We start from the raw sequence: 12,364 nt of genomic DNA, 5'->3' as shown, positions 1-12,364 counted from the left end.
GGGTCACTGCCTCAACAAATCACGGCCAACGATCATCCGCATCACCTGATTGGTGCCTTCGAGGATCGAATGGACGCGCAGATCGCGCCAGAAGCGCTCGATCGGATAATCTTTCAAATAGCCATAGCCGCCGAACAATTGCAGCGCGTCGTTGACAATGGCGCTGCCGCTGTCTGTCGCAAGCCGCTTTGCCATCGCTGAAAAGCGCGACTTGTCGGGCGCGCCCGCCGTCACCTTGGCCGCCGCCAGATAGAGCAGCGCGCGCGCCGCCTCTAGGTCGGTGGCCATATCGGCGAGCATGAACTGGGTGTTCTGGAAATCGGCGATCGGCTGACCAAATTGCTGACGATCCTTGGTATAGCCAATCGCTTCGTCGAGGCACCGCTGTGCCCCGCCCAGGCTGCACGCCCCGATATTCAGCCGCCCGCCGTCGAGCCCCGCCATGGCAAAGCGAAAACCGTCGCCCTCCGCCCCGACGCGGTTCGCCACCGGCACCTGCACATTGTCGAGGATAACCTGCGCGGTGGGGGAGGCATTCCAGCCGAGTTTGCGCTCTTTCGCGCCAAAGCTGACGCCGTCCATGTCTTTTTCGATGACAAGGCAGCTAATGCCCTTTGCCCCCGGTCCGCCCGTCCGCACCATCGTCACATAGATGTCATTGACCCCGGCGCCCGAGATGAATTGTTTGGTGCCGTTGACGATATAGTGGTCGCCCTCCAGCCGCGCCGTCGTCTTGAGCGCCGCCGCGTCCGACCCGCTGCCCGGTTCGGTCAGGCAATAGCTTGCCATCAAATCCATCGTCACCAGTTGCGGCAGATAGCGCACCTTGATGGCGTCGTCGCCGAAACAATCGATCATCCATGACGCCATATTGTGGATCGAGATGAACGAGCTGGTCGCGGGACAGCCATAGGCCATCGCCTCCATAATCAGCGCAGCCTCCAGCCGCCCAAGCCCGATGCCGCCCGATTCTTCGGACACATAGATCGATGCAAAACCCAGCTCTGCCGCCGCCTTGATCACATCCTTGGGGAAATGCTGTTTCTCGTCCCAATCACCCGCGTGCGGCGTAATCGCATCGACGGTGAATTTGCGCGCCAGATCCTGGATCGCAATCTGGTCGTCGGTCAGTTGAAATTGGTCGGTCATTCCATGGTTCCTATTATGGCATCAGCCTCTATCTCCACCTTCCATTCGGGGCGAATCAAGGCCGACACAACCACCATTGTCGCGGCGGGGCGAATATTGGCAAAGACCGCGCCATGCGCGCGGCCCACGGCATCGGCGTCGGCAGGGTCGGTGATAAACATGCGGGTTCGCACCACATCCTCGACCCGTCCGCCCAGAGCCCTCAGCGATTCGTCGATGATAGTCAGGCATCGCGCCGCCTGCACGCCGGCATCGCCCACCGTCGAGCTTCCATCGGGGTCTATCGGGGCACAGCCGGCCACGGCGATCTGCTGTCCGACACGCGTCGCGCGGCTATACCCATAAAGTGGTTCAAAGGGAGAGGCTGAGGCGTGGCGCTGGCGGTCGGTCACAGCATCAGGCCTTGCAGCGCATATATTGGAATGGACCGGGCACCGCGCCTTCGCCATTTTCGCGGCGGATCAGCATCTGCCCCTCGACATCGAGAGTCATGACGCGGTTCCAGTTTAAGCCTTCGCCGCTGAACGCAAATTCGCCGACGATATGGCTCGCATCGCGCTCACGCACGCGTGTCAATTTGCCCACCGATTCATAGAATCGCAGGCTCGTCGCATCGATCGTTAGCAGCCCCTTGGCGTCACCATGCGTTGAGGTGCAATCGGCGACGACCAATCCCCACCGCCCCTGCACCGATGGCGGAATCTGGTTGGCGCTGCTTACAATATCGGGTTCAGCCGATGTTGGCGACGCAGGCGCAGACGAGACGTCGGCGGCACTGTCATCCCGTTCCTTCGCGTCCCAGGGAGCGGCGGGTTCGGGGTGCGCGGGGGTCGCCGTTTGCGCTGTGCCAGCATCCTCGGACTTCTTCTCGCTGCTGCACGCGCCGAGCGGCAATAGCAGCAAGACGAGCGTCATTTTAAAGCGATGGGTCATGGCAAGGCTCCTGTTCGACGCGGCCTGCCCGCGTCGGCTCCTTCTATCAATTCGCCTAACCTATCCGGGTTGCCACGCATCAACCGCAAGTGATGGTCGTGACACGATAATCATCGTCATAACCAACGGTCAGCCGGTCGGGCCGAAAGTCCATCGTCATGGCGCTGCGTGGCGGTGCCCAGCGCAGCGTCGCAGCACCGGTTTCGCGTAACAATTGCGTGCCAAGGGCGGCATTGGCGGTCTGACCGATCATCGACTGGGCGCCATCGGCCCGACAGGCGTCAGCAGGCATGGTGGCGGGAGCATCCGGCCCCGCCGCCATACCAGCACAACCCGCCAGCGAAAGGGCCAGACCTGCGGCCCCGGTCCATTTGGCAATCACCGGCTTCTCCTTATCCCATCGTCGGAATGACGAAGGCGTTGCTGCCATCGGGCGACCCGTCGGGCCAGCGCGATGTGATGGTCTTGACCTTGGTCCAGAATTTGACGCCTTCCATACCATGCTGGTTGGTATCGCCAAAACCCGACCGCTTCCAGCCACCAAAGCTATGATAGGCGACCGGCACCGGAATCGGCACATTGATGCCAACCATTCCGACATTGACGCGCGCGGCAAATTCGCGGGCGGCATGGCCGTTGCGGGTAAAGATGGCGACGCCATTACCATATTGATGCTGGCTGGGCAGCGCGAGTGCGGTTTCAAAATCGGGCGCGCGAACAATCTGAAGCACCGGCCCGAAAATTTCTTCCTTATAGCTTTGCATGTCGGGGGTCACATGATCGATCAGCGTCGGACCGACGAAAAAGCCCTTTTCATGCCCTTGCAGCGTAAAGCCGCGACCATCGATAACCAGCTCGCCGCCTTCATCGACCGCAGTCTGGATCCAGTTCTCCACCCGCTGCTTGTGCGCGGCGTTGACCACCGGACCATAATGCGCGTCATTATCGGTCGACACGCCGACGCGCAGCGCGTTGATCGCCGGAATCAGCTTTTCCTTGAGCCGCTCGGCGGTGTCTTCGCCGACGGGGACAACGACCGGCAACGCCATGCAGCGTTCGCCAGCCGAGCCAAATGCGGCACCCGACAGGTCATTGACGACCTGATCCAGGTCGGCGTCAGGCATGACGATGCCATGGTTCTTGGCTCCGCCCATCGCCTGCACCCGCTTACCGGCGGCTACGCCGCGGTTATAGACATAATGGGCAATGTCCGATGATCCGACAAAGCTCACGGCCTTGATATCCGCATGGTCCAGGATCGCGTCGACCATTTCCTTGTCGCCATGGACGACCTGCAAAATGCCTTCGGGCAATCCTGCCTCCAGCATCAGTTCGGCGAGCCGCACCGGCACAGAGGGGTCGCGCTCGCTGGGTTTGTGGATGAAGGCATTACCCGTCGCAATCGCTGGTCCGAACATCCACATCGGAATCATCGCGGGAAAGTTGAACGGGGTGATTCCGGCGACGACGCCCAGCGGCTGGCGCATCGAATAAACATCAATGCCGGGTCCGGCGCCTTCGGTATATTCGCCCTTCAGAGCATGCGGGATGCCGCAACAAAATTCGATCACATCCAACCCGCGCTGCACATCGCCGCGCGCATCGGCAATCACCTTGCCATGCTCGCTCGACAACAGATGCGCGAGCTCTTCCATATTGGCTTCGACCAAACGTTTATACTCGAACATCACCCGCGCGCGCCGTTGCGGATTGGTCGCCGCCCATGTCGGCTGCGCCGCCTGCGCCGCCGCAACCGCTTTATCAAGCAGCGCCGCATCGCCCATCGAGACCTGCGCCTGAACGCCGCCATTATTGGGGTCAAAAATTTCGCCAAAGCGCGCACCGGCACCGGCACCGGCACCGGCAACAATATGATGGTCAATCTGTCGCATGGTCATTCATCTCCACTTCCGTTGGCGCAGCAACAGACCAAATGCCCCGTCAATGCAAGGGCTAGACTCGCAGCATAGACCTGCATATTTGCAGGGGGTGAACTGGGATAACCTGCAAATCTTCTTGTCTGTCGCCCGCGAAGGCACACTCGCCCGCGCCGCCCGACAGCTGACAATCGACGCGACGACGGTCAGCCGGCGGATCGGCGCGCTCGAATCGTCGCTGCAACAAACCTTGTTCGAACGCGCCAGTGACGGCTTTCTGCTGACCGCCGCAGGCCGCGCACTGGTGCCCCATGCCGAAGCGATGGCATCGGTCGCCGCAAAAATCGACGTGGCCAGCGAAAGTGGCTCGGCGCTTTCGGGCCAGTTGCGCGTCAGCGTATCCGAAGGCTTTGGCAGCAGCTTCATCGCGCCGCGCCTTGCCTCTTTCACCGACGCGCACCCAGAACTGGAGGTTGATCTGGTCGCCTCCAGCGGCTTCCTCAATCCCTCGCGGCGCGAGGCCGAAATGGCGGTGCTGCTGGCGCGACCGCGCAAAGGCCCGCTCATCACGCGCAAGCTCGCCGACTATCGGCTCGGTCTTTACGCCCCGGCAAACCGGCCCGACTGGGCCGCGCAGACCGGCGAGGGCTTACTCGCATCGGCAGGCGTTCCGGTGATCGGTTATGTCCCCGACATTCTTTACGCCCCCGAACTCGACTATCTGGACGAGATTGAACCGGGTCTGCGCGCCACCATCCGCAGCTCGAGCATTCTCGCGCAGCGGCGGATAATCGCGGGGGGCGCGGGCATCGGTGTGCTGCCCTGTTTTCTAGCCAATGATGACCCAGACCTCGTGCGCATCCGACCCGACCAACGCATCGCGCGCAGCTTCTGGCTGGCGTTGCACCGCGACGTGGTGAGTCAACCGCGCGTCCGTGGCTTTATCGATTGGCTGGTGGCCGAGGTTCATGCCGGACGCGACATTTTGGTGCCGCCAACGGCCTGACCGACGCGCCGTAACGTCTGAGGCTCAGGCGTGGAAATGGGCGATCAAGGCGTGACGATTGCCGGGGTAAATCAGCCGCGCATAGGTGATCCGGTCAACCCCGCGCCACGTCCAGCGCTCCAACCCGATGCACGCCGTCCCCGTTTCCAATCCTAATAGACCGGCGGTTTGAGCGGGTGCATTGAGCGCCGTGATGCGATGTTCGGCCTCGGTCCAGGGCACATGCGCCAGCAACCACGAACCGGGCGGTTCCTGCGAAAAGTCAATGCTCTCCGCCTTGGGAACGGCGTCCAGATTGATCAACCGATGTTCGAGCGCATAGGGCGTTTCGTCCGCCATATGGCGGCAGTCGAGCGCCAATATTTCGCCTTCGGCACCTTTGAGAAGCAACTGGTCATCAGGCGTCGCGGTTCTGCGGACACTGGACAGGAGGTCGAGCCGATAGGCCTTGCCCTGCGCCTCCACATCCGATCGCATGTCGGGAATCTCCAGCGCAGCGCGGTGCTGCTGCGGCGTTGCGACAAAGGTTCCGGCGCGCTTGCGGCTTTCCAGCATTCCGGCCTGTACCAACGCGCGCAACGCCTTGTTCACCGTCATGCGCGAGCAGGAATATTCGGTCATCAGTTCCTGTTCGACCGGAATGCGATGCCCTGCCGGCCATTCACCCGACATGATGCGCTGTTCAATGTCGCTGCGTATCTGGCGGTGCAAAACCGGCTTGATGGGGAGCGGCTTGGTCACGCCATCAGCTTTCTGATGGTCTGCACATAGCGCGCTTCGATCGCTTCGCGCGCATGGTGGCGACCGCCGCTGACCTGCTTCACCCCTGCGCGCCACACATGATCCACCGCCTCGCGTCCGCCCGCAAAAATCATGGCATCAAGGATCTGATCACCCGTCGTCGCCGCCAGCGCCGGATGGTCAGGCCGCAGCGACAGAAGGTCCGCCGATGCGCCAACACGCAATCCCGTCTCGCCTACGCCGAGCACCTGCGCCCCGCCATCCAAAGCCGCCCGCCACAGCGTTCCTCCGGTCGACTCACCCGGTCCAGAGGCCAGGCAATTGCGCGACCGATGCGTCAGGCGCTGGCCATATTCGAGCAGCCGCAATTCTTCGCACGCATCGATGCGGACATTGGAATCAGAGCCAATGCCAAAGCGTCCACCACCCTTTTGAAAAGCGGCGGCAGGAAAGATTCCGTCGCCCAGATTGGCCTCGGTGACCGGACACAGCCCGACAACCGCGCCAGACGTGGCGATCATCTGCCACTCCTGCGTCTCGACATGGGTGGCGTGGACAAGGCACCAGCGCGGATCGACATCGACCGCATCGAACAACCATTCGACCGGACGCTTGCCGCTCCACGCCAGACAGGCCTCGACCTCGGCGACCTGTTCGGCAATGTGGATATGCAGCGGACCATCGCCTGCCAGTCCCACCAGAGCCCGCAACTGTTCGACGCTGATCGCGCGCAGGCTGTGCGGAGCAACCCCGACGCGCGCGTCGGGCAGCGAGGCAACACAGGCACGCGCGCCTTCGAGCAAATGCGCAAAACCGTCGACATCGTGGATGAAGCGGCGCTGGCCGTGTGTCGGCGGCGCGGCACCAAATCCGGAATGGGCATAAAAGACCGGCAGCAGCGTCAGGCCGATTCCGGTCTCCTGCGCCGCCTCGGCAATCGCCGCCGTCATGACCGCGGGCTCGGCATAGGGCGCGCCATCGCGGTCATGATGCAGATAATGAAATTCACCGACGCGGGTAAAACCACACTCCAGCATCTCGGCATAGGCGAGCGCCGCAATGGCGTTCAGTCCTTCGGGGTCGAGTCGGTCGACAAAGCGATACATGATGTCGCGCCAGGTCCAGAAATTGTCGTCACCCTCGCCCGCGCATTCGGCGAGCCCCGCCATCCCGCGCTGAAAGGCATGGCTGTGGAGATTGGGAAGTCCGGGCAGCGCAATGGCATGGCGCTCGTCATCGGGCTGTGGCGGCTGATTGCAGGCGATTTCCGCGATCCGGCCGTCGGTGATGGTAAGGCGCACCTCTTCGCGCCAACTGTCCGCTGTCAGCGCTTTTTCGAACCAAAGTCGCATTTATTGCCTCCAGCCTCTGGACAGATTGCCGCGCCGCGATAATTATGTATATACTTTATTGAGTCGACCCCAAAGTCAATCGGAGAAAGCGATGCGTTGCGACCGCCTGTGGATCAATGCCCGCATCGCAACCATGCGCCCCGACCGCGAAGGTTTGGGCGTCATCGAACAGGGTGCGATAGCCGCGCTAGACGGCCAGATCATCTTTGCCGACAGCATGGAGAATATGGGGCCTTTCGAGGCGGCGGAAATGATCGATTGCGACGGGCGCTGGATTACGCCCGGCCTCATCGATCCGCACACCCACCTGATCTATGCTGGCAACCGGGCGCATGAGTTTGAAATGCGGCTGGAGGGTGCGAGCTATGAAGACATCGCCCGTGCTGGCGGCGGCATCGTCTCGACCATGCGCGCCACACGCGAGGCCAGTGAAGCCGATCTGGTCGCCGCAACCCTACCCCGCCTCGATGCGCTGATTGCTGAGGGGGTCACCACAGTCGAAATCAAATCGGGCTATGGGCTGACCATAGATGATGAAATCAAGATGCTGCGCGCCGCAAAGAGGCTGGGCGAAGAACGCCAGATAAGCGTGCGCACGACCTTCCTCGGCGCCCATGCACTGCCGCCCGAATATGCCGACCGACCCAACGCTTATGTCGATCTGGTTTGCGACGAGATGATCCCGGCGGTTGCCCGCGAGGGGCTGGCCGATGCGGTCGATGCCTTTTGCGAGGGGATCGGATTTTCGCGCAAACAAGTTGCGCGGGTCTTTGCCGCCGCCCAGAAACATGACCTTCCGGTCAAGCTCCATGCCGAGCAATTGTCGAACCTGCACGGCAGCACGCTCGCCGCTGACCATGGCGCGCTTTCGGCCGACCATCTGGAGTTTCTGGATACAGACGGCATTGCCGCCATGGCCAAGGCCGGAACCGTCGCGACGCTGTTGCCCGGGGCCTTTTATTTCGTCCGCGAAACACAGCTGCCGCCGGTTCAGGCGCTCCGCGATGTCGGCGTCGCGATCGCGATCGCGACCGACTGCAACCCCGGCACCTCACCACTGACATCGCCGTTGCTGGTGATGAACATGGGAGCGACTTTGTTTCACCTGACGGTCGACGAATGTCTGCTCGGTGTGACGCGCCACGCCGCGCGCGCACTGGGGCTCCACAATCGCATCGGAACCATCGAAACCGGCAAGCAATGCGACCTCGCCATCTGGGACATCGACCGTCCCGCCGACCTTGTTTACCGCATGGGGTTCAACCCGCTCCATGCCCGCATCTGGAGTGGTCAATGACCGACATCATCCTGTCCCCCGGCGCTGTGTCGCTGGCGCAATGGCGCAATGTGTATCGGGGCGCGGCGGTCAGACTAACCCCCGACTGCGCGCCCGCCATAGCCGAAAGCGCCGCCGCCGTTGCGTGTATCCTTGCGCGGCACGAACCGGTGTACGGGATCAACACCGGCTTTGGGAAACTCGCCAGCGTGCGGATCGACGATGAGGATCTGGCGACGCTTCAACGCAACATCGTGCTCAGCCATGCCGCCGGAACCGGCGAGCCCAGCCCGGTGCCGATCATCCGCCTGATGATGGCGCTCAAGCTGGCCAGCTTTGGCATGGGCGCATCGGGCGTCCAGCCCGCCACCGTCGCGATGATCGAAGCGATGCTAGTCCACGGTCTGACACCCGTCATCCCCTCACAAGGATCGGTCGGAGCCAGCGGCGACCTCGCCCCGCTCAGCCATATGGCGGCGGCGATGATCGGGGTGGGAGAGATTTTCGTCAACGGCAAAGCAACGCCTGCCAAGGCGGCGCTGGCGGGGGCGGGGCTGACCCCGCTGACCCTCGGCCCCAAAGAAGGGCTGGCGCTGCTCAACGGCACCCAATTTTCGACTGCCAACGCGCTCGCCGGACTGTTCGAAGCGGACTTGCTGTTCCGCTCGGCTCTGGTCACGGGTGCGCTATCGACCGAGGCCGCGAAAGGATCGGACGCCCCCTTTGATCCGCGCATCCATGCACTGCGTCGTCATGCCGGACAGATGGCCGTGGGCGCTGCGCTGCGCGACCTGATGACCGGTTCGGCGATCCGCGCTTCGCATCAGGTCAACGACCCGCGCGTGCAGGACCCTTATTGCCTGCGCTGCCAGCCACAGGTGATGGGCGCGGTGCTCGACCTGCTGCGCCAGGCGGCCACAACATTGGAGGTCGAGGCCAATGGCGTGTCGGACAATCCACTGATTTTTGCCGACAGTGACGAGGCGCTGTCGGGCGGCAATTTCCACGCCGAACCCGTTGCCTTTGCCGCCGATATGGTCGCCATGGCGATCTGCGAAATCGGATCGATTGCCGAACGGCGCGTCGCGATGCTGGTCGATCCGGCCTTGTCGGGCCTGCCCGCTTTCCTGACCCCGCGTCCGGGGCTGAATTCGGGCTTTATGATTCCACAGGTGACCGCGGCGGCGCTGGTCAGCGAGAACAAGCAATGCGCCTATCCCGCCAGCGTCGATTCGATCCCCACCTCGGCCAACCAAGAGGATCATGTGTCGATGGCGGCGCATGGCGCGCGGCGGCTGGCCGCGATGGCGCGCAACGCCACCGCAGTCGTCGGCATCGAATGGCTCGCCGCGGCGCAAGGCTGTGACTTCCACGCCCCGCTCACATCGTCAGCTGCGCTCGAACGCGCCCGCGCGCTGCTCCGCGCCACCGTACCGACGCTCGACGAAGACCGTCATTTCCATCCCGACATGGAGGCTGCAACCGCGCTCGTCCGGTCGGGCGATCTGGTCGCGGGCCATGATTTGCCGGGTATCTTATGAACGATTGGCTGAGCGTCATACGCGGCGATGCGCCGTTGGTCGTTGCCTTCCCGCATACGGGAAGCGACCTTGCCGATGTCGAACACCAGTTCCGCTCGCCTTGGCTTGCACGCCGCGATGCCGACTGGTGGGTCGATCGCCTCTATGCTTTCGCAACGGACCTTGGCGCCACCATCGTGCGAACCGACATTTCGCGCAGCGTCATCGACGTCAACCGCGACCCCAAAGGGGTCTCGCTCTACCCCGGCCAAGCGACCACCGGTCTTTGTCCCATCACCACATTTGACGGTGAGCCGCTCTATGCCGATGCCGAACCCGACGAGGCCGAAATTGCACGGCGGCGCGCAGCTTGGTTCACCCCCTATCATGCGGCGCTGAGCCAAGAGATTGCGCGGCTTCGCTCGCATCATCCGCGCGTCGTGCTTTACGATGTCCATTCGATCCGCAGCCATGTCCCGCGCCTGTTCGACGGCGAATTGCCGCAATTCAACATAGGCACCGACGGTGACCGGACCTGCGACCCCGCCCTCACCAGCACGGTTGCGAAACTATGCGCCGACAGCGGCGACAGCCATGTCGTCAACGGGCGTTTTCGCGGCGGCTGGACAACGCGCCATTACGGGCGTCCCGAACAGGGCATTCACGCCATCCAGATGGAACTCGCCATGCGCGGCTATATCGACGAACCACAAACGGCCGACGAGACCAACTGGCCCACACCATTTGCCCCCGCACGGGCCGATAATATCACCACCACGCTTTCCGCCATTTTGACCGCGTGCCTGAATTTTGCAGCGCGCCCGAAAGGATCATTATGAACCGCCTCGACAACAGCCGCATCATCAAGCCCGCCACCGGAACCGAGCTGTCGGCAAAAAGCTGGCTAACCGAAGCGCCGTTGCGGATGCTGATGAACAATCTCCACCCCGACGTGGCAGAGAGGCCAGAGGAACTGGTGGTCTATGGCGGCATCGGCCGCGCCGCGCGCGACTGGAACAGCTATGACAAGATTGTTGAAACGCTCAAACGGCTGGAAGCCGACGAAACCTTGCTCGTCCAATCGGGCAAGCCCGTCGGCGTGTTCCGTACCCATGCCGACGCCCCGCGCGTGCTGATCGCAAACAGCAATCTCGTCCCGCACTGGGCAAATTGGGATCATTTCAACGAGCTCGATAAGCGCGGACTCGCCATGTACGGCCAGATGACGGCGGGCTCATGGATCTACATCGGCACGCAAGGCATTGTGCAGGGCACGTACGAAACCTTTGTCGAAATGGGTCGCCAGCATTATGGCGGCGACCTGTCGGGCAAATGGCTGCTCACCGCCGGCTTGGGCGGTATGGGCGGCGCGCAGCCACTGGCGGCGGTGATGGCTGGCGCATCGTGCCTCGCAATTGAATGCCAGCCAAGCCGCATCGAAATGAGGCTGCGCACCGGCTATCTCGACGTCGCCGCTTCGACCATCGACGAAGCCATGGCGCTGATCGAAAAAAGCTGCGCCGAAAAGAAGCCGCTGTCGGTCGGGCTGTTGGGCAACGCTGCGGAAATTCTGCCAACCATGTTCGCGCGCGGCATCCGCCCTGACCTTTTGACCGATCAGACGAGCGCGCATGATCCGGTGAACGGCTATCTGCCCGCCGGTTGGACGGTCGCCGAATGGATCGAGAAACGCGAGAGCGCGCCCGACACCGTCGCCACCGCCGCCAAGGCATCGATGGCCACACATGTGCGCTCCATGCTCGACTTTCAGGCGGCTGGGGTTCCGACCGCCGATTATGGCAATAATATAAGGCAGGTCGCCAAGGATGAAGGCGTCACCAATGCCTTCGACTTCCCCGGCTTTGTCCCCGCCTATATACGCCCGCTCTTTTGTCGCGGCGTTGGCCCCTTCCGCTGGGTCGCCCTGTCCGGCGATCCGGAAGACATCTATAAAACCGACGACAAGGTCAAAGAGCTGCTGCCCGACGATATGCACCTCCACAACTGGCTCGATATGGCGCAGGAGAATATCCAGTTTCAGGGCCTGCCAGCACGCATTTGCTGGGTCGGGCTGGGCGACCGCCACCGGCTGGGGATGGCGTTCAACGAGATGGTGGCGAGCGGCGAATTGAAAGCCCCCATCGTCATTGGCCGCGACCATCTCGATTCAGGATCGGTCGCCTCCCCCAATCGCGAGACTGAGGCGATGCGCGACGGCAGCGATGCCGTGTCGGACTGGCCGCTGCTCAACGCGCTGCTCAACACCGCCAGCGGCGCGACCTGGGTGTCGCTGCACCATGGCGGCGGTGTCGGCATGGGCTTTTCGCAGCATAGCGGCATGGTGATCGTCGCCGATGGCACGGCGGAAGCCGCAAAACGGCTGGAACGGGTGCTGTGGAATGACCCCGCCACGGGGGTGATGCGCCATGCCGATGCCGGTTATGACGACGCCCTCGCCTGCGCTGCTGACAAGGGCCTCGACCTGCCCGCCATTCTTGGCTGACAAAAAA

At 62.7% G+C, this 12,364-nt stretch carries 12 protein-coding genes; 5 read left to right on the top strand and 7 right to left on the bottom strand.

Annotated features, from left to right (window positions below; all coding sequences use genetic code 11):
* Positions 1–3: 3 nt before the first annotated feature.
* The 5 genes from ACR3XE_RS02390 to ACR3XE_RS02370 all read right to left on the bottom strand — a co-directional run bounded on the left by ACR3XE_RS02390 (position 4) and on the right by ACR3XE_RS02370 (position 3,974).
* The gene (locus ACR3XE_RS02390; RefSeq protein ID WP_473699178.1) at positions 4–1,149 is read right to left on the bottom strand and encodes an acyl-CoA dehydrogenase family protein; all 1,146 of its coding nucleotides are present in this window, start codon (positions 1,147–1,149) and stop codon (positions 4–6) included.
* Positions 1,146–1,541 (bottom strand): RidA family protein, encoded by a 396-nt coding sequence (locus ACR3XE_RS02385; protein ID WP_473699179.1) that lies wholly within the window; start codon positions 1,539–1,541, stop codon positions 1,146–1,148. The genes ACR3XE_RS02390 and ACR3XE_RS02385 overlap by 4 nt, the downstream gene beginning before the upstream one ends.
* Before the next feature lie 4 nt (positions 1,542–1,545).
* Entirely contained in the window at positions 1,546–2,082 is a 537-nt protein-coding gene (locus ACR3XE_RS02380) for a hypothetical protein (RefSeq protein WP_473699180.1), read from the bottom strand.
* Between the two features lie 79 nt (positions 2,083–2,161).
* Positions 2,162–2,464, bottom strand: coding sequence for an I78 family peptidase inhibitor (locus ACR3XE_RS02375; RefSeq protein ID WP_473699181.1), 303 nt, complete (start codon positions 2,462–2,464; stop codon positions 2,162–2,164).
* A gap of 10 nt (positions 2,465–2,474) precedes the next feature.
* Entirely contained in the window at positions 2,475–3,974 is a 1,500-nt protein-coding gene (locus ACR3XE_RS02370; protein WP_473699182.1) for a CoA-acylating methylmalonate-semialdehyde dehydrogenase, read from the bottom strand.
* A gap of 97 nt (positions 3,975–4,071) precedes the next feature.
* Between ACR3XE_RS02370 and ACR3XE_RS02365 the strand changes: the two genes are divergently transcribed.
* Positions 4,072–4,965, top strand: coding sequence for a LysR family transcriptional regulator (locus ACR3XE_RS02365; protein ID WP_486185887.1), 894 nt, complete (start codon positions 4,072–4,074; stop codon positions 4,963–4,965).
* Positions 4,966–4,989: 24 nt separating this feature from the next.
* On the opposite strand, the gene hutC is transcribed toward ACR3XE_RS02365, so the two are convergent.
* Together hutC and ACR3XE_RS02355 are read right to left on the bottom strand one after the other, a co-directional pair.
* A complete protein-coding gene (gene hutC, locus ACR3XE_RS02360) occupies positions 4,990–5,706 on the bottom strand; it encodes a histidine utilization transcriptional repressor HutC (protein WP_473699184.1) in 717 nt (238 codons plus the stop codon).
* On the bottom strand, positions 5,703–7,058 hold the full coding sequence (locus ACR3XE_RS02355; RefSeq protein WP_473699185.1) for a formimidoylglutamate deiminase: 1,356 nt from the start codon (positions 7,056–7,058) through the stop codon (positions 5,703–5,705). Before ACR3XE_RS02355 ends, hutC begins: the two co-directional genes overlap by 4 nt.
* Before the next feature lie 91 nt (positions 7,059–7,149).
* Between ACR3XE_RS02355 and hutI the strand changes: the two genes are divergently transcribed.
* Genes hutI through hutU form a run of 4 tightly spaced genes read left to right on the top strand, consistent with a single transcriptional unit; the run spans position 7,150 to position 12,357 of the window.
* Positions 7,150–8,355: an imidazolonepropionase gene (hutI, locus tag ACR3XE_RS02350; protein ID WP_473699186.1), complete on the top strand. Its 1,206-nt coding sequence runs from the start codon at positions 7,150–7,152 to the stop codon at positions 8,353–8,355.
* A complete protein-coding gene (gene hutH / locus ACR3XE_RS02345) occupies positions 8,352–9,875 on the top strand; it encodes a histidine ammonia-lyase (RefSeq protein ID WP_473699187.1) in 1,524 nt (507 codons plus the stop codon). Before hutI ends, hutH begins: the two co-directional genes overlap by 4 nt.
* Entirely contained in the window at positions 9,872–10,693 is an 822-nt protein-coding gene (gene hutG, locus ACR3XE_RS02340; protein WP_473699188.1) for an N-formylglutamate deformylase, read from the top strand. Before hutH ends, hutG begins: the two co-directional genes overlap by 4 nt.
* On the top strand, positions 10,690–12,357 hold the full coding sequence (gene hutU, locus ACR3XE_RS02335; RefSeq protein ID WP_473699189.1) for a urocanate hydratase: 1,668 nt from the start codon (positions 10,690–10,692) through the stop codon (positions 12,355–12,357). Before hutG ends, hutU begins: the two co-directional genes overlap by 4 nt.
* Positions 12,358–12,364: the final 7 nt, after the last annotated feature.

Source organism: Sphingopyxis sp. 10G20-10 (assembly GCF_057365075.1).
This window is presented reverse-complemented; position numbering and strand designations above follow the sequence as displayed.

Bases quoted from the DNA above. Each gene is read 5' to 3' on its own strand.
- hutG (WP_473699188.1), top strand. From the start codon at position 9,872: ATGAACGATTGGCTGAGCGTCATACGCGGCGATGCGCCGTTGGTCGTT.
- ACR3XE_RS02355 (WP_473699185.1), bottom strand. From the start codon at position 7,058: ATGCGACTTTGGTTCGAAAAAGCGCTGACAGCGGACAGTTGGCGCGAA.
- hutU (WP_473699189.1), top strand. From the start codon at position 10,690: ATGAACCGCCTCGACAACAGCCGCATCATCAAGCCCGCCACCGGAACC.
- ACR3XE_RS02370 (WP_473699182.1), bottom strand. From the start codon at position 3,974: ATGCGACAGATTGACCATCATATTGTTGCCGGTGCCGGTGCCGGTGCC.
- ACR3XE_RS02380 (WP_473699180.1), bottom strand. From the start codon at position 2,082: ATGACCCATCGCTTTAAAATGACGCTCGTCTTGCTGCTATTGCCGCTC.
- hutH (WP_473699187.1), top strand. From the start codon at position 8,352: ATGACCGACATCATCCTGTCCCCCGGCGCTGTGTCGCTGGCGCAATGG.
- ACR3XE_RS02390 (WP_473699178.1), bottom strand. From the start codon at position 1,149: ATGACCGACCAATTTCAACTGACCGACGACCAGATTGCGATCCAGGAT.
- hutI (WP_473699186.1), top strand. From the start codon at position 7,150: ATGCGTTGCGACCGCCTGTGGATCAATGCCCGCATCGCAACCATGCGC.